Source organism: Tahibacter sp., from assembly GCF_032229445.1.
Lineage (GTDB): Bacteria > Pseudomonadota > Gammaproteobacteria > Xanthomonadales > Rhodanobacteraceae > Tahibacter.
In genome coordinates this window covers 22,582-43,033 of the sequence record NZ_JAVTWC010000088.1, presented here as the reverse complement: position 1 = coordinate 43,033, position 20,452 = coordinate 22,582, and the positions used below count along the sequence as shown (strand labels likewise).

Annotated in this window: 15 protein-coding genes; 3 read left to right on the top strand and 12 right to left on the bottom strand. The window is 67.6% G+C overall.

The window, feature by feature from the left end; translation table 11 throughout:
• Nucleotides 1–228: 228 nt before the first annotated feature.
• On the top strand, nt 229–2,238 hold the full coding sequence (locus tag RUU78_RS15380; RefSeq protein ID WP_313918125.1) for a TonB-dependent receptor: 2,010 nt from the start codon (nt 229–231) through the stop codon (nt 2,236–2,238).
• A gap of 228 nt (nt 2,239–2,466) precedes the next feature.
• On the opposite strand, the gene RUU78_RS15375 is transcribed toward RUU78_RS15380, so the two are convergent.
• Both RUU78_RS15375 and pmbA read right to left on the bottom strand, forming a co-directional pair.
• Nucleotides 2,467–2,982 carry a transcriptional repressor gene (locus RUU78_RS15375; RefSeq protein WP_313918123.1) on the bottom strand — a complete coding sequence of 172 codons (516 nt, stop codon included), beginning with the start codon at nt 2,980–2,982 and terminating at the stop codon, nt 2,467–2,469.
• A 23-nt stretch (nt 2,983–3,005) separates the two neighbouring features.
• Nucleotides 3,006–4,358, bottom strand: coding sequence for a metalloprotease PmbA (gene pmbA / locus RUU78_RS15370; RefSeq protein WP_313918121.1), 1,353 nt, complete (start codon nt 4,356–4,358; stop codon nt 3,006–3,008).
• A gap of 39 nt (nt 4,359–4,397) precedes the next feature.
• On the opposite strand from pmbA, the gene yjgA reads away from it, so the two are divergent.
• Nucleotides 4,398–4,949: a ribosome biogenesis factor YjgA gene (gene yjgA, locus RUU78_RS15365; RefSeq protein ID WP_313918119.1), complete on the top strand. Its 552-nt coding sequence runs from the start codon at nt 4,398–4,400 to the stop codon at nt 4,947–4,949.
• Nucleotides 4,950–4,965: 16 nt separating this feature from the next.
• Here the strand turns inward: yjgA and tldD are convergent, their stop codons facing one another.
• From tldD to leuS, 10 genes are all read right to left on the bottom strand, one after another.
• Nucleotides 4,966–6,408 (bottom strand): metalloprotease TldD, encoded by a 1,443-nt coding sequence (gene tldD, locus RUU78_RS15360; RefSeq protein ID WP_313918117.1) that lies wholly within the window; start codon nt 6,406–6,408, stop codon nt 4,966–4,968.
• Nucleotides 6,409–6,514: 106 nt separating this feature from the next.
• Nucleotides 6,515–10,390, bottom strand: coding sequence for a YhdP family protein (locus RUU78_RS15355; RefSeq protein ID WP_313918115.1), 3,876 nt, complete (start codon nt 10,388–10,390; stop codon nt 6,515–6,517).
• Between the two features lie 33 nt (nt 10,391–10,423).
• The gene (gene rng / locus RUU78_RS15350) at nt 10,424–11,911 is read right to left on the bottom strand and encodes a ribonuclease G (protein WP_313918113.1); all 1,488 of its coding nucleotides are present in this window, start codon (nt 11,909–11,911) and stop codon (nt 10,424–10,426) included.
• A gap of 143 nt (nt 11,912–12,054) precedes the next feature.
• Nucleotides 12,055–12,624: a Maf family protein gene (locus tag RUU78_RS15345; RefSeq protein ID WP_313918111.1), complete on the bottom strand. Its 570-nt coding sequence runs from the start codon at nt 12,622–12,624 to the stop codon at nt 12,055–12,057.
• Nucleotides 12,625–12,637: 13 nt separating this feature from the next.
• Nucleotides 12,638–13,108: a 23S rRNA (pseudouridine(1915)-N(3))-methyltransferase RlmH gene (gene rlmH / locus RUU78_RS15340; RefSeq protein ID WP_313918109.1), complete on the bottom strand. Its 471-nt coding sequence runs from the start codon at nt 13,106–13,108 to the stop codon at nt 12,638–12,640.
• A gap of 12 nt (nt 13,109–13,120) precedes the next feature.
• Nucleotides 13,121–13,501, bottom strand: a complete 381-nt coding sequence (gene rsfS, locus RUU78_RS15335) for a ribosome silencing factor (protein ID WP_313918129.1) — start codon at nt 13,499–13,501, stop codon at nt 13,121–13,123.
• Between the two features lie 489 nt (nt 13,502–13,990).
• Entirely contained in the window at nt 13,991–14,623 is a 633-nt protein-coding gene (nadD, locus tag RUU78_RS15330; RefSeq protein ID WP_313918107.1) for a nicotinate-nucleotide adenylyltransferase, read from the bottom strand.
• 2 nt (nt 14,624–14,625) lie between these two features.
• Complete coding sequence (holA, locus tag RUU78_RS15325; RefSeq protein WP_313918105.1) at nt 14,626–15,645, bottom strand: DNA polymerase III subunit delta; 1,020 nt, start codon at nt 15,643–15,645, stop codon at nt 14,626–14,628.
• A gap of 16 nt (nt 15,646–15,661) precedes the next feature.
• On the bottom strand, nt 15,662–16,165 hold the full coding sequence (gene lptE, locus RUU78_RS15320; RefSeq protein WP_313918103.1) for an LPS assembly lipoprotein LptE: 504 nt from the start codon (nt 16,163–16,165) through the stop codon (nt 15,662–15,664).
• Between the two features lies 1 nt (nt 16,166).
• The gene (leuS, locus tag RUU78_RS15315; RefSeq protein WP_313918101.1) at nt 16,167–18,899 is read right to left on the bottom strand and encodes a leucine--tRNA ligase; all 2,733 of its coding nucleotides are present in this window, start codon (nt 18,897–18,899) and stop codon (nt 16,167–16,169) included.
• Nucleotides 18,900–19,070: 171 nt separating this feature from the next.
• Between leuS and RUU78_RS15310 the strand changes: the two genes are divergently transcribed.
• Nucleotides 19,071–20,420 carry an amidohydrolase family protein gene (locus RUU78_RS15310; RefSeq protein ID WP_313918100.1) on the top strand — a complete coding sequence of 450 codons (1,350 nt, stop codon included), beginning with the start codon at nt 19,071–19,073 and terminating at the stop codon, nt 20,418–20,420.
• Nucleotides 20,421–20,452 lie beyond the last annotated feature (32 nt).

The following is a 20,452-nucleotide window of genomic DNA, read 5'->3' as shown; positions in this document are numbered from 1 at the left end:
GAACCGGTCCGCGATCGCCGCAAACCCGCCCGAACGCGCACGCGACACCGAGGTCCGCTCGGCGGAAGGATCGGTCGAACTCAATTCAGCGGCCTCGCACGACATAGGGAACGGCACCTGGGAACGGAGTGTAGGGCATGACTTCCGACAGGCGTTGTCACGCGCCGGATTGATACAGTATAACATATCGATTCGAGCTTCCAGTTCTTACCTTCCCCGGAGTCGTACATGAACAAGACCTTGTTGGCGTTGGCCATTGCGGCTTTGCTGGGCGCCAGTGCCACCAGTGCCCCTGCAGCGGCGACCGACGCGTCGGCGGACCCGCCTGTCGACAGCAGCGCGCGCAATTCGCCGGAGCAAGCCCACCGGCTCGACGAAGTGGAGGTGACGGCGCTACCGATCAAGCAGAACGCCGACGAGGTCATCGCGCCGGTCAGCGTGCTCGTTGGCGCCGCGCTGGACGACGCCAAAGCCGCGACGCTCGGCGAGACCGTCGCGCGGTTGCCGGGCGTGCAGACCACCTATTTCGGCCCCGGCGTCGGTCGCCCGGTCATCCGCGGCCTGGACGGCCCGCGTGTCGGCGTGCTGTCCAATGGCGCCAGCTCGGGCGACGTATCGACGGTAAGCCAGGATCACGCGGTGTCGATCGAGCCGTTCCTCGCCGACCAGATCGAAGTGCTCAAGGGTCCGGCCACCCTGCTTTACGGCTCCGGCGCGATCGGCGGCGTCGTCAATGTGGTCGACGGTCGCATTCCCGAGAAACTTCCCGACCGGCCGATTTCCGGCCGCGCCGAACTGCGCGGCAACGACGGCGCGAACGAGCGCAGTGGCATGGCGCGCGTCGATCTCGGCGCTGGCAACTTCGCGCTGCATGCGGACGGCAGCTATCGCGACACCGACGACTACGACGGTCCGGACGGCAAGATCGCGAACAGTTTCCTGACGACGAAATCCGGCTCGTTCGGCGCCTCGTGGATCGGCGACCTGGGCTTCATCGGTCTCGCCGTCTCGCGCTTTCTCGACCACTACGGCAACCCCGCCGAACCCGGAGATCCGTCCGCGGGCGAAGGCGGCGTCACGCTGAAGCTCGCGCAGACACGCCACGACCTCAAGGGTGGTCTGACGCTAAATACCGGCGCGATCGAAGCCGTGCGTTTCAACCTGAGCCACACCGACTACACCCATACGGAGTTCGAAGGCGACGAGATCGGCACGGTATTCCTGAGCCAGTCCAATGAGGGACGTGTGGAATTGGTGCAAAGTGAACTCGGCGGCTGGCGCGGCGCGTTCGGCCTGCAGTTCCTGCGCCGCGAGTTCCAGGCGATCGGCGAAGAGGCTTTTGTGCCGCAGACGCTCACGCGCGGCTACGGCCTGTTTGCGATGGAACAGCGCGAGTGGGATCGCTTCAAGCTCGATCTCGGCGCGCGCGTCGACCGCCAGTCCAGCGATCCGGCCGACGACGTCAAGCGCAGCTTCTCGCCGTTGAGCCTGTCCGCCGGCATGGGCTTCAAGCTCGCCGAAGGCTGGCATCTGAACCTCAACCTCGACCGCGCCCAGCGTGCACCAGCGGAAGAGGAACTGTTCGCGAACGGCCCGCATGTGGCGACCGAATCCTTCGAAGTCGGCCTGCCCGACGCGACCAAGGAAACCTCCAACCAGGCCGAACTCGCGCTGCACTACCACAGCGACATCGTCGACGCGAAAGTGGCCGCGTACGCCAACCGCTTCAACGACTACATCTATCTCGCCGATACCGGCGAGATCGAGGACGACCTGCCGCTGCGGCAGTGGTCGCAGGCCGACGCCCGTTTCCACGGTTTCGAAGGCGAAGCGCTATTCAAACTGTCCGAAGGCGCTGGCGGCCACTACGATCTGCGCCTCTGGGGCGACACCGTGCGCGCGAAACTCGATGCCGGCGGCAACCTGCCGCGCATGGCGCCGGCGCGCGCCGGTGTCGATCTGACGTGGTCGGCTGATGCCTGGCGCGCGAGCGTCGGCGCGGCGCACTACTTCGGACAGGACCGCATTGCGGCGTTCGAGACACCGACCGACAGCTTCACCCTGGTCAATGCGCACCTGAGCTACACGCTGGATTCGGGCGACACGACGAGCTGGGAATTCTTCGCCGACGGTAACAACCTGACCAACCAGACCGCGCGACTGTCCACGTCCTATATCAAGGACAAGGCCCCGCTACCGGGCCGCGTCATCGCGTTCGGAGTACGTGCGTTTTTCTGACCGCACCGTTCACTGCGGCTGACTGCCGCGATAGCGTCGCACCGGACTCCACTCCCCTCCGAGTGGTTGCCGGGCCCGGGAGCGCGTGAGCGCTCCCGGGATTTGGCCATCACCGCATCGACGCGACGCGCGCACCGCCCGGTTGCAAAAGCGACTTGGCGCCGTGGAATACGACTGCCTGCGCGGCGCGGGTCACATCAGGATTCTTTTGCCGCGGGCCTGCCGGACTCAGGCCTTCGTGCAGCCCGCGCAGGTGCCATGCACTTCCAGTGTCTGCGCGCGCGGCTTGAATCCGTGTTCGCGCGCCTGACGCGTGAGCAGCGCGGCGACACCGTCGTCGCATATCTCGGTGGCGCTGGCGCAGACGTCGCAGATCAGGAATGGCACCTGATGCGCTTCCTCCGGGTGATGGCAGGAGACGTAGGCGTTGATCGATTCGAGTTTGTGGATAAAGCTATTTTCAAGCAGGAAATCGAGCGCGCGATAGACCGTCGGCGGCGCCGCGCCGGCGCGTTCGTCCTTGAGGCGATCGAGCAGGTCGTAGGCTTTTACCGGCTTGTCGGCTGCGGCGATCATTTCGAGCACGCGCAGACGCAGCGGCGTCAGACGCAGGCCGCGTGCTTCGCAGGCCGCGGCGACCGTGCGCACGAACGACTCGCCGTCGTGGCGATGCTCGTGCAGGCCGTGCTTGTGGCCTGCGTCATGCCGGCCGTGATCGTGGCTGTCATTGTGCGGATCGCTCATGGCCGGATCATAGCAGCGGCGTCTCAGCCTCCGGCGACGGTCATGCGCTCGACGAGGATCGAGCCACACAGTACGTGCGAGCGCGGATCCACGTCGTTGCCGATCGCGACGATGTTGGCGTACACGTCGCGCAAGTTGCCCGCGATCGTAATCTCCTCGACCGGATACTGGATCACGCCGTTCTCGACCCAGAAGCCAGCCGCGCCGCGCGAGTAGTCGCCGGTCACGCCGTTGACACCCTGTCCCATGGTCTGGGTCACCAGCAGCCCGGTACCGAGTCGGCGCAGCATGGCGTCGAAATCGTCGCTGCCGGTGCGCACGATCAGGTTGTGCACGCCGCCGGCGTTGCCGGTGGATTCCAGGCCGAGCTTGCGCGCGGAATAGCTCGACAGCAGATAGCGCTGCAGCACGCCGCCTTCGACCAGCGCGCTGCGCATGGTTTCGACACCTTCCGCATCGAATGCGGCCGAGGCATGGCCGCGCGGCAGGAACGGGTCTTCGATGAGATCGACGAAGTCGGGCAGGATGCGGGTGCCGCGCGCGTCCAGCAGGAAGCTCGCCTTGCGGTACAGCGCACCGCCACTGACCGCGCTGAGCAGATGGCCGATCAGGCCGCGGGCGACTTCCGACGCGAACAGCACCGGGCATTGCCGCGTCGTCAGCGACTGCGCGCCCAGGCGCGACAGCACACGCTCGGCCGCCTTGCGGCCGATGTAAGCGGCCGGGACGAAATCCTGAGCCGCACGCACCGAGTCGTACCAGTGGTCGCTCTGCATGCCGGCCTCGTCATCGGCCAGCAGCGAGACCGACAGCATGTGCCGCGTGCCGCGCTCACGCCCGGTGAATCCGTGCGAATTGGCATACACCGCCAGCGCCTGGCCGGCCTGCACCGAGGCGCCTTCGGAATTGGTGATGCCGGCGACGCTGCGGCCCGCGTCCTCGATCTCCAGGCCAAGCTCGATCGCGCGCTCGACGCTGATGTCCCAGGGATGCCAGGTATCGAACTCCGGAAAGCGCCGCGCCATCCGCGCCGCGTCGGCGAGTCCCGATGCCGGATCGGCTTCGGTATAGCGCGCGATCGCGCAGGCCTGCTCCACCGTGGTGACGATGGAATCGGCATTGAGGTCGGCCGTGCTCGCCGAGCCCTTGCGCTTGCCGAAATACACGGTCACGCCGAACGAGCGGTCGCGCGTGTGCTCGATCGTCTCGATCTCGCCGAGGCGCACGCCGACACTGAGCCCCACATCCACGCTCGCGGCGACTTCGGCCTCATCCGCGCCGGCAGCCTTGCACCGCCGAAGCACATCTTCGGCGACCTGCGCCAGCCGGTCGAGTTCGGTCCCGCTTGCATCCTTGGTGGCGATCTGCGCACTCACAGCCTATCCTTCCGTTCTTTGCCAGCACTGACCCACGTCATGCGCGAACACGACGACGAAATTTCCGAAGACGATGGCGACGATTCGCCCAGCCGCAGCCAGCGCCGCCGCGATGCATTGGCGGTGTTCGACCTGGCCGAGCGCCTGGTCGCACTGACCGACGCGCAGCTGGCCCAGCTGCCGCTCGATGACGACCTGCGCGACGAGGTGGAAAAGACCCGGCTCGTCACCCAGCACATCGCGCGCAAGCGCCAGATCGGGTATCTCGCCAAGCAGATGCGCCGGCACGAGGACGAACTGCCGGCGATTCGCGCCGCGCTCGACCACGACCGCCAGGTCGCGCGCCGCGAAACCGCCGAGCTGCACCGGCTCGAAGTCTGGCGCGACCGGCTCATCGACGATGGCGACGACGCGCTGTCCGAATTGCTCAACCTGTTTCCCGCGGCCGATCGCCAACACCTGCGCCAGCTCTCGCGCCAGGCGCGTGCGGAACGCCACGACAACCGTCCGCCGCACGCATTCCGCGAGTTGTTCCGCGAACTGCGCGAACTGTTCGGCAACGGCGCCACGGTCGACGACGACGCGCAGTAGCGCCGCGGCTGCGCGCTCACGCCGCGGTTCCGCCCACAGTGATGCCGTCGATCTTGAGGCTGGGCTGGCCGACGCCGACCGGCACGCTCTGCCCTTCCTTGCCGCAGACGCCCACGCCTTCGTCCAGGCGCAGGTCGTTGCCGATCATGCTGATTCGGTTCATCACCTCGGGACCGGAACCGACCAGCGTCGCCCCCTTGACCGGACGCGTGACCTTGCCGTCTTCGATCAGGTAGGCCTCGCTGGCCGAGAAGGTGAAGCGGCCGTTGGTGATGTCGACCTGGCCGCCGCCGAAATTGACCGCGTACAGGCCGCGCTTGACCGAACGGATGATCTCGGCCGGATCGCGCGTACCGGCCAGCATGTAGGTATTGGTCATGCGCGGCATCGGCAGGTGGGCGAAGGACTCGCGCCGGCCGTTGCCGGTCGAACGTGTGCCGGTCAGCCGTGCGTTGAGCTTGTCCTGCATGTAGCCGCGCAAGATGCCGTCTTCGATCAGTACCGTGTTCTCCGTCGGCACGCCCTCGTCGTCCACATTGAGCGATCCGCGCCTTCCCTGCAAAGTACCATCATCCACAACAGTCACCCCGGGCGCGGCGACGCGCTGGCCGATGCGGCCGGAGAACGCCGACGTGCCCTTGCGGTTGAAGTCGCCTTCCAGTCCGTGCCCGACGGCTTCGTGCAGCAGCACGCCGGGCCAGCCCGGCCCGAGCACCACCGGCATGCTGCCGGCCGGTGCATCGACGGCGTCGAGATTGACCAGGGCCAGCCGCACCGCTTCACGCGCCCAACCCTGGGCGCGGTCGTTGCTCAGCAGTTCGGCATAGTCGTAGCGGCCGCCGCCGCCGGCGCTGCCGCTTTCACGACGGCCGCCCTGCTCGGCGATGACCTGGATGTTGAAGCGCACCAGCGGACGCACGTCTGCGGCGAGCGTGCCGTCGGCCGCGGCGACCAGCACCGTGTCCAGCCCCGCAGCGATGCTGACAATGACCTGGCTGACGCGCGGATCCAGCGCGCGCGCGAAGGCGTCGATCTCCCGCAGCAGCGCGATCTTGCCCGCGCTGTCGAGGCTATCGATCGGATCCACCGGACGGTACAGCGCTCGGCCGCTGGTCACCGCGAGCGCCTGGCCCACGCCGTTCGCGCCGGCCTTGGCGACGGCGCGCGCCGCGCCGGCCGCTTCGAGCAGCTGCGGCAACACGATCTCGTCGGAATACGCGAAGCCGGTCTTTTCGCCAGCCAGGGCACGCACGCCGACGCCCTGCTCGATGGAATGGTTGCCTTCCTTGACGATGCCGTCCTCAAGCACCCAGTGCTCGGAGCGCGCATGTTGGAAATACAGATCGGCCGCATCGATGCCCGGCCCCATGAGCCGCGCGAAAACGCGCTCCAGTTCGTGCGTGGAAAGGCCGCCGGGGCGCAGAAGGCGTTCGCTCGCTTGCGCGATCATCGAATTCATCGGGATTCCAGCTGAGGCAATGCGCGGGAGATAAGGGCGCGAACGGTAGGCTACAAGGCAGGATCAGGCAAGCACAGCGCCCGGCAGCCCGGCTCGCACGGACGCGTCAGCGCTTGCCGCTTTCAGGCGGCCGCGCGGGCGCTTCGACCGGAGGCCCATGCAGCTCGTTCGCTTCGGTCGCCGGTGGCGGCGCGTCGGCCGCGCGCGCGCGGCCGCCTTCGCGCGAAATCAGCGTGATGTCGGGCTTTTCCCAGCTACCGGTGACGTGGTAGCGCGCGGTCGTGACCTGGTTGATGGCCTTGTTGAACAGCGTCTGCACCGCCAGTCCGGCCGCCGCGCCCGCGGGACCGCCGGCCAGCGCGCCGACCACGGTCAGCGCGCCGCCGACGCGCGGCGTGACGACCATCTGCTGGTCGTAGTCGCGCGCCTTGAGCCCGGTGCGGCCGCGAATGCGGATATCCGCCGCGGGGCTCGCGATATGCAGGTTGCTGGTGTTCGCATTGCCGTCGCCAAGCGAAAACTCGCCGTTGATCGACGTGAAGCTCATGCCGGTGCGGAAAAAATCACCGAAATCCAGCGCCAGGCGGCGCGGGATCTCGCGCACCGAGAACAGACCGAACAGCCGGCCCATGCCCGGCTCCACATCGAGCACGCGCCCGGCGTTGACCGTCAGCTTGAGCTTGCCTTCGAGCCGCGCAAGCGCGAACGACGCTGGCGAACCGTTCCAGTGGGCGTCGAGATGGGCCAGGGTCTGGCCGCCGTCAAATAGTCCGGCGAATCCGAGCGCGGCGAGCATGCGGCCGATGTCCTCGGAAGTCAGATCCAGATCCACGTCGGAACGATGATTTTTTCCGTCGCCGTTCCACTGCCCGCGCACATGCATTTCCATATCGGCCGAGCGGGTCTCGAACTCCTCGATGCGCATTCCGTCGGCGGTCGGCAGCGATTCGAGGCGGGTTTCGCCGAGCGTGGCCGTGCCGAGGCGGAAATCGCCGATCCACAGGTGCAGCGGCGGAATCGTCGAAGGCACGATGCCGTCGAAGGGATCGGTGTCGTCGACCGGCGCCTCGGCCGCAGGACGCGACGGATCGGGCCAGTGCAAATGTTCAAATTGCGCAGTAATCCCACGTTTGAGCAGGTCGCTCGTCGGTATCTGCAAGGTGCCCTGCAGCTGCGCCCCGCTGAAGCTGATGCCGACCTGATCCGGCTGGCGCGCGAGCACAAGGCCGAGATCGCTGAATTCGCGGCTGCCGATCGTCGCCGTGTCGGCGCGCACATCCACCGAGCGCAGCAGGCCCGGACCGGCACCCGCGCCAATGCCGATGCCCGACCAGCCCGACAGGTCCAGCCGGCGGCCGCGGCCGCTGACGCTGAGGCCCGTGTCGGGCAACTGCTCCGGCACAGTGACACCCAGCGAAACCGCGCCGGCGAATTCGCGCTGCGCGTCGGGCAGGCGGGCGCGCAGGCGCAGCACGTCGGAAATCTCAACGGTGAGCGGACCGCCTTCCATGGGCAGCTGCAGCGACACACGCACCGGCATCGCATCGCCGGCAGTCTTGTCCAGGGGCGCCGGCAGATCGATCGCAGTGCCGCGCAGTTCCGAGTACAACTCCAGCCGCGTCGGCGCGTCGGCACGCGGCACAGCCATCTCGACGATCCAGTCGGACCGTCCGGAAAAACGCGGCCACCAGGGCTCCAGCACGGCCGCGTCCTTGAACAGCAGTTCCATCGGCAGGTTGCCGTCGAGGCGCGCCTCGACCGCGTTGGCCGCATCCTTGACGTCGCTGCCGATAGCGAGCGAGAACTGCGCGGGGTGGCCGGACTTCTCGAGCGCCAGCGGCCCGGCGCGCAGACCGGTGTCGCTGAAATGCAGCTTGCCGGTCGCGTGGGCGAATTCGGTATCCCACTTCTTCGCCACGATGGCCGAATCGACGAGATCGATCTCGCCCTTGACCGTACTCGGCACCTCGGGCGCGAACGGCAGATCGAGATGAAACTTCACCTGCGTGGTGCCGCCGATCTCCAGGCCCTTGAGCTCTTTGGCAAAACGAGTGCCGAGCGGTGAGGCATGCAGCACCGCGAGCAGTGCTTCGCCCTTGCCCTCGCCTTCCACGTCGAGCGCGAGCACGGTGTCCTTGAACGAGGCGATGTCGGCGACGGCGCGGCGCGTCGTCATGCCGAGGACGCGCCCACCGCTGGTTTCCGCATGCATGCTGTGGTTGACGAATTCGGCCACGACGGCCACGCCCTCGGCGCGCGGCCAGGCCGGGTTGTAGTCGAGAATGAGGTCGCTGATCTCCGCGCGCGCCTTGAACTGGCCGGCATAGTTGCGGATCGGCCAGTCGTCGAGATCGCAGTGGACTGCGGCTCGGCCCGCAGTGATCGTGCCGGCGACCAGCGCACGGTCAAGCCAGTCCATGGCTTTGGGCGACATGTCTCCGATCGGCCACAGCGGCTTGGCTGCAGGCACGTCACTGGGCAACACGACCGCGTACAGGTCGAGCAGCGGCTTGCCACCGTCAGGCAGCAGTTCCGCACCACCGCGCAACTGCAACGCGAAGCCCTTGCCGTCCACGTCCAGCGCGTCGGTTTCCACGCGCCAGCCGCCGCCGTCGAGCGCGAACGCGGCGATGCGCCCCGCCAGGTAGGGCAGCGCGACCGGCTGGCGGAACTTGCGTGCGTAGTTCAGCGTCGTCGACTGCGCCGGCAGATCAAGCACGAATGCGCTCGGATCGGCGTACAGCTCGCCGCTGAGCGAGGCCAGTCCCGGCGCCTTGTCCACCGCGAGAAAGCTCAAACCGTCCAGGCGCGCACTGGCGTCGAAATCGGTCGTGTCGGCGAAGCGCAGCGCGACGTCGCGCAGCTGGCCCTGCAGCGCCGCGCGCGAAGGCCAGTCGGTTGCGCGCTGCGGTGCCAACGGCAGCAACGCGGCGACGCTGGCCAGGTCGAGCGTCGGCGCGGACAGCGTGTAGGTCTCGCGGTCGCGGCGCAGATTCACTGCCGAGGCGACCGGATTGGTACCTCCGCGCGCAGCGCGAAGGTCGGCCACGTCGAGCGTCCAGCCGTTGGCCGCGCGCTGCCAGCGCGCGAGCGCGTGCAGTTGCGCGAGCGCGATCGTCCGGACGCCGGCGCTCTTGTCCTCGGATGTCGGGTCGATCTCAATACCGTTCAGATCGAGCATCGCGTGCGCCGAAACCGGTTCGGCATTTTCCATCCGCGCCCACAGCTGCAGGTTGCCCTGACCGGTGCGCAGGGTTCGTCCCTGCCAGGCCAGCCCCTGCGTCAGCGTCGCCAGGTCGAGTGCGGCACCGTTGAGGTAGACGCTGCCCGAGCGGCTCGCGACGTCGAACTCGGCAATGAACTGCAGCGGCGTGGCCATGGGCGCGTCGCGCCGCAGCACGGCGAGGATGCGGTGGCGATCACCCTCGTTGAGCAGGCGTAATTCGGTGATGCGCACGGCCGCATCGATCGCGTGCGCCGGGTCGACCACGCGCACGCGCGCATCGCGCAACACGACCGCGCCGAGCGACAGCAGCGGATTGTCGCCGCCCTCGCTGTCGCCGCCGACGAGTCCCGATATCTGCCAGCTGCCGTCGGCCACGCGCTCCAGGCTCAGGTCCAGCCCGTTGATGCGGAACTCGCTCCAGCGCCGGCCGCGACCGAGCCAGGCGCCGAGGTCGATGCCGATCTCGGCCTGCGGTATCACGAGCGGCGGCCGGTTCACATCACCCGCGGCGACATGCACTCCTTCCAGCCGCAGCAGCGGTCCGCTCTCGCTCCAGTTGCCCTCGACCCGATCGACGCTGACCGGGCGCTGCAATTGCTCCGACAGCAGCGCTTCGACGCGGTCCTTGTGCAGTCCGACCTGCGGCAGCAGCAGGCGCAGCAGGCCGACCAGCACGGCGGCAAGGATGATCAGGCAAGCCAGGCCCACGGTCAGCGCGATGCGCAGACGACGCAGACGGCGACGCCACGGTTTCATGGAATCATGACCGGGCGCGCGCCGCGCCGGCGTTCAGAGCAGGACCACATCGAACTGCTCTTGCGAATAGTGTTCTTCGGGCTGGAAGCGGATGGTCTTGCGGATGAACTCCTCCAGCTCCGCGACCGCCGCGGATTCCTCGTCGAGGATGCGGGCAACAACTTTGGGCGCGGCCAGTACGAGCAGCTTCTCCGCGTCGAACTGGCGCACCGCGCGGGTGATCTCGCGAAAGATCTCGTAGGTGACGGTCTCGGCGGTCTTGAGGGTGCCGCGTCCGCCGCATTCGTGGCAGGGCTCGCAGAGCTGGCGCTCGAGGCTTTCCATGGTCCGCTTGCGCGTCATCTCGACGAGACCCAGCGGCGACATGTCGTAGACCGTGGTCTTGGCATGATCGCGCAGCAGCGCCTTTTCCAGCGTACGCAATACCTGGCGCTTGTGCTCCTCGTCGGTCATGTCGATGAAATCAATGATGATGATGCCGCCGAGATTGCGCAGGCGCAGCTGCCGCGCCGCGGCCTGCGCCGCTTCGAGGTTGGTGCGGTAGACGGTTTCCTCGAGATTGCGATGGCCGAGGAAGGCGCCGGTGTTGACGTCGACCGTGGTCATCGCCTCAGTCTGGTCGACGATGAGATAGCCGCCGGATTTCAGCGGCACTTCCTTGCGCAGCGCGCGCTGGATCTCGTCCTCCACGCCGTAAAGGTCGAAGATCGGCCGCTCGCCCGGATAGTGCTCGACACGATCGACCATGTCCGGCATGAACTGCTGCACGAAGCTGTGGATCTTGTCGAAGGTTTCGCGCGAATCCACGCGTACCTTTTCGATGTCGCTGCGCATGAGGTCGCGCAGCGCGCGCAGGCTCAGCGGCAGGTCTTCATAGATGCGCGAACCGACCCGCGCCCGCTCGATGCCCTCCTGCACGGCCTGCCAGAGCCGACCGAGGTAGTCGACGTCCTCGGCCAGCGCCTCGTGGGTCTGTCCTTCGGCATTGGTACGCACGATGAAGCCCAGGCTGCCTTCCTTGCCGAGCTGCTGCAGGCTTTCCTTGAGGCGCGCGCGTTCGGTCTCGTCCTCGATGCGCACCGATACGCCGACCATGCGCGAATACGGCAGCAGCACGAGGTAGCGCGACGGAATCGACAGGTGCGTGGTCAGGCGTGCGCCTTTGCTGCCGATCGGATCCTTGACGACCTGGACGACGAGCTCGTGGCCTTCGCGCACGAGATCCAGGATGGGCGGCGTCGGTCCGCCGGAGCTGCCGCCCTCCGCTGCGGTATCGCCGACCAGCGACGGCGCGGCGCGAACGATGTCGGAGGCATGCAGAAAGGCGGCGCGGTCCAGGCCGATCTCGACGAACGCGGCCTGCATTCCCGGCATGACGCGGCTGACCTTGCCCTTGTAGATGTTGCCGACATAGCCGCGGCGCTGCGCACGTTCGATGTGCACTTCCTGCAGCATGCCGTTTTCGACGACGGCCACGCGTGTCTCGCGCGGCGTCACGTTGATCAGGATTTCTTCGCTCACCGAATTACCTTGTCAGTGGGCGGCTGAACCGCGCCACAGTGCCTGTGGGGTACGAAATACTAGGTGTGAAACATCAGACACGAGTTATAGCCGCGGCCTTGCGCGACTGTCGATGCGCACCGCGCGGCACGGTATGGCGGTCGCTATACCGGATGGCCGAAACGCCGCAGCAGCCGCGCGGTCTCGTGCAAGGGCAATCCCATGACGCCGCTGAAGCTGCCGCTCAGATGATCGATGTGCGCCGCGGCGAGACCCTGGATCGCATACGCGCCGGCGCGGCCGTACGGTTCTCCGCTTGCGACATAGGCGGCAATGGCGGACTCGTCCATGGCTGCGAAACTCACTTCCGACAGCGAGGTCGCGGATTCCTCGCGTCCGCTGTCGACGAGCCACACGGTCGATATCACGCGATGCCGGCGTCCCTGCAGGCGTTGAAGCATCACCGTCGCGGCCGCCGCATCGGCCGGCTTGCCGAACACGTCACCGTCGAGCACCACTTCGGTGTCGGCGCCGAGCACCAGCGCGCCGGGGACGCCGGCCACCTGCAGCAGCCCCGCGCCGGCCTTTTCGCGCGCAACGCGGCTGACGTAGTCCGCTGCCGGCTCGCCTTCGCGATGCAGTTCCGGCACGTCGACGTCAAGCACCGTGAACTGCAGGCCGAGCTGCTCCAGGAGCTGGCGCCGGCGCGGCGATTGCGAAGCGAGATAGAGCATGCAGCAACTCCGGTCAGGCGCGGTGGTAGGGATGATTGCCGAGCAGGCTCACGGCACGATAGAGCTGTTCGGCCAGAATCAGTCGCGCCAACATGTGCGGAAACGTCAATGCACCCAACGAGAAACGCTGATCGGCGCGGGCCAGCGCGGTCGCCGCCAGCCCGTCCGGACCACCGATCAGGAACACCGGATCGCGTCCGGCCATGCGCCAGGCCGAGAGCTGCGCGGCCAGTTCTTCGCTGGACCAGGCCTTGCCGCGGCCGTCCAGCGCCACGACGTGGCTGCCGCGCGGAATGGCGGCCAGCATGGCCGCACCTTCATCCTCCAGCGCGCGGACAAGGTCACGGCCCTTGCCGCGCTCGCCGAGCCTGAGTTCGACGAGGTCCAGCGGCAGCTCGCGCGACAGACGCTTTACGTACTCGGCAAAGCCTTCGGCGACCCAGTTCGGCATGCGCTCGCCGACCGAGATCAGGCGCGCGCGCATCGCCTGCGTCGCTCAGCGCGCGGCGTCGCGTTCGGCGGCGTAGGCCGCCGCGTCGGGATCGCCGCCCACCGCCCACATCCGTTCGAGACCATAGAACTCGCGCACGCGCGGCAGCATAACGTGGACGATGATGTCGCCAAGATCGACCAGTACCCATTCAGCCTCGCGCTGGCCTTCGACACCCAGCGGCATCATGCCGGCCTTCTTGGCGTACTTGACCACTTCGTCGGCGATGGATTTGACATGCCGCGTCGAGGTGCCAGCGGCTACGACGATGTAGTCGGCGATCGATGTACGGCCACGCACGTCGAGCTCCGCGATGTCCTTGGCCTTGAGCTCTTCCAGCGCGCGGCGCACTTCCAGACGCAGCCGCTCGACGATGTCGGTCGGCACGGCCTCTTTCTTGCCGGGCTTGCGCGGGGTGTGCTGCGGCGGGGACGCAACCGGCGTCGCCGTGGCGCGCGGTTTGCGGGTCGCGGGCTTGGCGGTGTCCTTGACGGCGGGCTTGGCCCGCTTCGCCGCGGCGGCAGCGGCGCGATTGGCCATCACGGCCTTTCCGGGCTTGCTCGCGGACTTCTTCGCGGCGGATGGCGCAGCGGCGGCTTTCTTCGATACCGCAGCTTTCTTCGATACCGCAGCCTTCTTCGCAGGCGCCTTCTTGGCGGCCGGTGCGGCGGCGCGGGAACGGGGTTTGGGATCGGTCGCAGTCGAAGATTTCGGCTTCTTTGTCGTGGCCAAGCGTGCGCTACCTCAGGTTGCCCGGTGCGGGACAGGTGGCGCGCAGTATAAGACGGCGGGCCGGCAAATACCCGGCGGCGCTGCCGCCGTCCGCCGGACGGGCGCCGGCGGATGGATCAGCCCGCCACCGCTACGGCTGGGACATCAGGCGTACCAGCGCCGCGCCTGGATTTCCGCGAGGACGGCTTCCGGCAAAAGAAATCGCGGCTCCTGCCCCCGCGCCAGCTGTCGGCGGATCGCGGTCGCGGAGATTTCCAGTTCGCTCACGTCGACGGCCAGCACGTTGCCGGCAGGACGATCGCGCCAGTGGGCGTCGATCGGACAATCGCGCAGCACGCACTGTTCCTGCAACGCCGGGGCGTAGTCACGCGCATGGCCCGGGCGCGCCAGTACGGCGATATGCGCGAGATCGAACAGTTGCAGCCAGCGATTCCAGCCCGGCAGCCCGGCGAACGCGTCGATGCCAAGCAGCAGCACGATGGGCCGCCGCGGCCCGTGCTCAGCGCGCAGCGCGAGCAGGGTGTCTACGGTATACGACGGGCCGGCGCGCTCGAGTTCGCGCGTGTCCAGCCGCAGTCGCTCCTGTCCGGCCAGGGCCAGGCGCAGCAGGGCGACGCGCTGGTCCGCGTCCAGCACAGGCTGCGGACGATGCGGCGGCACATTGGCCGGCAGCAGATACACATCCGCAGCCAGTTGCTCCGCCGCTTCCCAGGCCGCCCGCAGGTGACCGTTGTGGATCGGGTCGAAGGTCCCGCCGAGCAGCGCGAGCGGCCGCACGCTCAGACCTCAGTCAGCAGTTGCGCACCGCGCGGGGCAGCCATCGCCGCGAGCAGCCGCTCGAGCTCGATCCAGGCATCCCCGGTGCCGCGTCCCTTGCTGATCCGGTCTATGCGCGCGGCCTGGGCGAGGCAGCGTTCCCAATGCGTCAGTCCGCCACGTTGCAACGCCTTGCGATAGATCGCCTCGCGCGCCGGATAGATACGTTCGCTACGAAAGGCCTGCGCCGGGTTCGGCGCCGCGGCCAGTCGCACCAGCAGTTGCAGCTGATACAGCAGCAGCCCCATGAGCGCGGGCACCTGCTCGCCTTCGGCGCGCAGGCCCGCGGCGATACGCAACGCGCGCGCCGCATCGCCGCCGAGCGCCGCATCAGTGAGCTTGAACGCGTCGTAGCGTGCACTGTCAGCGACCAGATCTTCCAGCGCCGCGGCATCGAGCAGCCGGTCGCCGGCCAGCAAGGCGAGCTTGTCGATCTCCTGCGCGGCAGCGAGCAGATTGCCCTCGCTGCGCTCGGCGAGCACGTCGATCGCGTCGCGGTTCGCCTTGACGCCGCGGCTGGCCATGCGCTGGCCGATCCAGGCCGGCAGGTCGTCGCGCTTGAGCGGCGCGATCGGCACGAAGACCCCGATCGCCTCGATGCGGTCGACCCAGGCCGCGTGGTGTTGCTTGCTCCACTGCGTCGAGGTGATCAGCAGGACGGTGTCCGGCGGCGGGCGTTCGCAATATTCGATGATCGCCGCGGCGCCGTCCTTGTTCGGTTTGCCCGTCGGCACGCGCAGGTCGATGAGCCGGCGCGTGGCGAACAGCGACATGCTGCTTCCGGCGCGCGCGAGGTCGTCCCAGTCGAAGCCGCTTTCGGCATCGAGGATCTCGCGCTCGGCATAACCGAGTTCTCGCGCGCGGACGCGCAGCGCGTCGCAGGCCTCGATCAGCAGCAGATGTTCGTCGCCGGCGAGGAAATAGACCGGCTTGAGCGTGTCGCCGGCAAGATGCTGGCGCAGCTGCGACAGGCTGAAGCTCATCGCGGCGACAGCCTGGTCAGACCGTCGGCCGGCCCAGCGCGGCGAGCCGGCGCAGGATCGCCTGAACCATGTCGCGCTGGAGCTGCTTTCTCAGTTCGTCTTCCTGCGCCGCCACGCCCAGCGCCTGGGTCTCGTCGAAGGTGTAGTCGCGGCTGAGCTCGATGAGCTGGCGCGGCAGCACGACGGCGCCGTTCGCATCGACCGCTTCGATCTCCACGCGGTAGCGCATCGTGTACTCGCGCACGCGCGCCGTCGCGCCGACCGACAGCGTTTCCGGCGCAAGTGTGCTGAGCGGAATGCGCAGCGTGGCAATGCCGGGTCCTGCCGCGTCCTCGACCTGGGCGCCGGCACGCTCCAGCGCGTCCGGCAGGTCGCGGTGCAGCAGACTGCCGGGATCGGCGATCGCCAGATGCAGGCGCGTCAGGCTCGCCGGCAACTGCGCCTGCTCGCGCAGATGGAAGCCACAGCCAGCCAGTGCAAGCGCCGCCACCACGATGATTGCCCGCCACGAAATGCGCATGTCAGCCCGCCACGATATTGACGATCTTGCCCGGCACGACGATGACTTTCTTCACCGTCTGCCCTTCGAGGAAGCGTGCCACGGCCGGTTCGGCCAGGGCCAGACGCTCGCACTCGTCCCTGGTCGCCGTCACGGCGACCTCGATCTGCCCGCGCAGCTTGCCGTTGACCTGCACCGCGAGCACCAGCGCGTCCTTCTTCAAGGCTTCCGCGTCGGCCTGCGGCCAGGGCTGGTCCTCGATCAGACTCTCGGCATGGCCGAGCGCCTGCCACAACGCGTGGCAGACATGCGGCGTGATCGGATTCAGCAGCAGCGTCACGGATTCCCAGGCTTCCTGGCGCACGGCGCTCGCGGCTACCGACTCGTCGTCGAACTTCGCCAGCGCGTTGAGCAGTTCCATGACCGCTGCGATCGCCGTATTGAAGGCATGGCGACGGCCGATGTCGTCGGACACCTTGGCGATGGTCTCGTGCAGCTTGCGCCGGATCGCCTTCTGCTCCGGCGTCAGTTCAATTTCGCCGCGACGCAGCGCGGCAGCGGCGGCGTGCGAGGTCTGCGGCGTCGCCGCGGCAACATGGCGCTGCACCTGCGCCCAGACACGGCGCAGGAAGCGCGCCATGCCATCCACACCCGACTCGTTCCATTCCAGCGACATGTCCGGCGGCGAGGCGAACATCGAGAACAGGCGTACCGTGTCGGCGCCGTAGGTATCGACCATGGCCTGCGGGTCGACGCCGTTGTTCTTGGACTTCGACATCTTCTCGATGCCGCCGATCGCGACCGGCTCGCCGTCGTCGGCGAACGCGCCGACGATGCGCGCGCGCTCGTCGCGCTGGATCTGCACGCTCGCCGGGTTGTACCAGCTCTTCGAACCGTCGGCTTCCTGGCGGAAGAAGGTTTCCGCGACAACCATTCCCTGGCACAGCAGGTTGGTGGCCGGTTCGTCCGCGCTGACCAGGCCCGCGTCGCGCATGAGCTTGTGGTAGAAGCGGAAATACAGCAGATGCAGGATCGCGTGCTCTATGCCGCCGACGTACTGGTCGACCGGCAGCCAGTAGTTGGCGCGCTCGTCGACCTGTGCCTGGGCGCCCGGCGACGTATAGCGCGCGTAGTACCAGCTCGATTCCATGAACGTGTCGAAGGTGTCCGTCTCGCGCTCGGCCGGGCCGCCGCATTGCGGACAGTGGACCTGGCGCCATTGTGGATCGGCCTTGATCGGCGACTGCATGCCGCTGAAGGCGACGTCCTCGGGCAGCACGACGGGCAACTGGTCTTCCGGGACCGGCACGGCATCGCAGTTCGCGCAATAGACGATCGGGATCGGGCAACCCCAGTAGCGCTGACGGCTGACGCCCCAATCGCGCAGGCGGTAGTTCACGCGGCGCGCGCCCTCGCCGAAGCGCTGCGCGAGCGCGGCGAAAGCCTGGGCATAGTCCATGCCGTCGAATTCACCCGAGTTCACGAGATAGCCGCGCTCGGTATACGCGCCTTCGGACAGGATGCGCTGCTGGAATTCCTCGATGATCTGCACCGCCGCGGTCGGCTCGTAGACATCGCGCTGCGCACCGACGCCGAGTGCGGTATTCATCGCATCGCCGCCGCTGGCGACGTCGCGCTGCAGCTCCAGGATCGCATCGCGCACGTCCTCGTTGACGACGACGAGCTTGACCGGCAAGTGGTAGGCCTGGGCGAATTCCCAGTCGCGTTCGTCATGGCCCGGCACGGCCATGACTGCGCCGGTGCCGTAGCCCATCAGCACGAAGTTCGCGGCCCAGACCGGCACGCGTTCGCCGGTGAGCGGATGCAGCACGTAGACGCCGGTGAAGACGCCCTTCTTTTCCTGGGTCTCGAGTTCGGCCTCGGCCGTGCCGCCGTGGCGGCATTCCTCGATGAACGCGGCCAGATCCTGATTGTCCGCCGCCGCGGCCAGCGCGATCGGGTGTTCCGCCGCGACCGAGACGAAGGTCACGCCGAACAGCGTGTCCGGCCGCGTCGTGAAGACCTCGAGTTTGTCCTCGCTGCCTTCGATGCCGAACGGGATCTGCAGCCCTTCGGAGCGACCGATCCAGTTGCGCTGCATCGTCTTGACCGCGTCGGGCCAGCCCGGCAGCGTGTCGAGCCCGTTCAGCAGTTCCTCGGCATACGCCGTGATCTTGAGGAACCATTGTGGAATTTCACGCTTTTCCACTACCGCGCCGGAACGCCAGCCGCGGCCGTCGATGACTTGCTCGTTGGCGAGCACGGTCTGATCGACCGGATCCCAGTTCACCACGCTCATCTTGCGGTAGACCAGGCCCTGCTTGAACAGCCGCGTGAACATCTGCTGTTCCCAGCGGTAGTACTCCGGCGTGCAGGTCGCGAATTCGCGCGACCAGTCGTAGGCGAAGCCCATGCGCAGGAACTGCGCCTTCATGTGCTCGATATTGGCGTAGGTCCATTTCGCCGGCGCCGTGTCGTTCTTGATCGCGGCGTTTTCCGCCGGCAGGCCGAATGCATCCCAGCCCATCGGCTGGAGCACGTTCTTGCCCTGCATGCGCTGGTAGCGGCTGATCACGTCGCCGATGGTGTAATTGCGTACATGGCCCATGTGCAGCGCACCCGAGGGGTACGGCAGCATGGACAGGCAGTAGAACTTCGGCTTGCCCGCTTCTTCTTTTACTTCGAAGGCGCGCGTGCCGTTCCAGAATTTCTGCGCCGCGGCTTCGACCGCGGCGGGATCATAGGTTTCGTGCATGAGGGCAATGGCAGGCCGCGCGGCAGGCACCGCGAAGCGGGGTCAGGGAAAGTCGCCGCAGACTACCGCAGCGCAGCAACCCCGCCAAGCCTCGACCCTGCCGAACGACACGGGCCCGCCGTCCGCAGCGGGCTATGATCGGGGCTTCGTGTCCTGTTCCGGGAAGAGACCATGAGCCGTGCGACACCGTGCATCATCCTGGGCCTGGCCCTGCTCGCCGCCCTGCCCGCGTCCGCGGCAGACGGTCTCACCGCGCTGCAGTGTCCGGCCCTGGTCGACACCGCCGCGGGCAAGCTGCTGGGGCAGACCACCGTCGTGATCGACGGCAACCGCATCCGCGAAGTCAAGGCCGGTTTCGTCGCGCCCGACGGCGCGCGCGTGGTCACCCTGCCGACCGGCAGCACCTGCCTGCCCGGCCTCATGGACATGCACACCCACCTGACCTCGGAAACCAGCCGCGACGCGTATTCGGAAGGCTTCCGCCTCAACGATGCCGACATCGCGTTCAAGGGCGCGGTATTTGCCGAGCGCACGCTGATGGCCGGCTTCACCACCGTGCGCGACCTCGGCGAGAGCGGCGGCGGCGTCTCGGTCTCGCTGCGCAACGCAGTCAACCAGGGCCTGCTCAAGGGGCCGCGCATCTTGACCGCGGGCAAGTCGATCGCGACCACCGGCGGACACGCCGATCCCACCAACGGCAGCCGCCGCGGCCTGCAGCCGGATCCCGGCCCCGAAGACGGCGTGGTCAACAGCGTCGACGACGCGCGCAAAGCCGTGCGCCAGCACTACAAGGACGGCGCCGACCTGATCAAGATCACCGCGACCGGCGGCGTGCTGTCCTATGCCAAGAGCAGCGACAACCCCCAGTTCACTGTCGAGGAGGTCAAGGCCATCGTTGATACCGCGAAGGACTATGGCTATACCGTCGCGGCCCACGCCCATGGCAAGGAAGGCATGCGCCGCGCGATCGAAGGCGGCGTTACGTCGATCGAGCATGGCACGCAGATGGATGCCGACCTGTTTCCACTGATGAAGAAGCACGGCACCTGGTACGTGCCGACCATCATCGCCGGCACCTTCGTCACCGAGAAGGCCGCCGAGCCCGGCTACTACCCCGAGATCGTGCGACCGAAGGCCCTCGCCATCGGCCCCAGGATCAAGAGCACGGCCGGCGCGGCCTACAAGGCCGGCGTCAGGATCGCGTTCGGCACTGACGCCGGTGTATTCCCGCACGGCCAGAACGCGCGCGAGTTCGAGCTCATGGTCGAAGCGGGGATGCCGGCCATGTTCACGCTGCAGGCCGCGACGACGCACGCGGCGGAACTGCTCGGCATGAGCAGCGACTTCGGCAGTCTCAGCGCCGGCAAGTACGCCGACGTGGTCGCCGTGCCCGGCAATCCGCTGGAAGACATCACGCTCATGAAGAAGGTCAGCTTCGTCATGAAGGACGGTGTGGTCTATCGCGGGGCCGAGGCCCCCGCAAGACCAGAATTGGGAAAACGGGGACGGGCAACGGTGTAGCCAGGCGGGGGCGCCCCCCCGCCGGGGGCCAC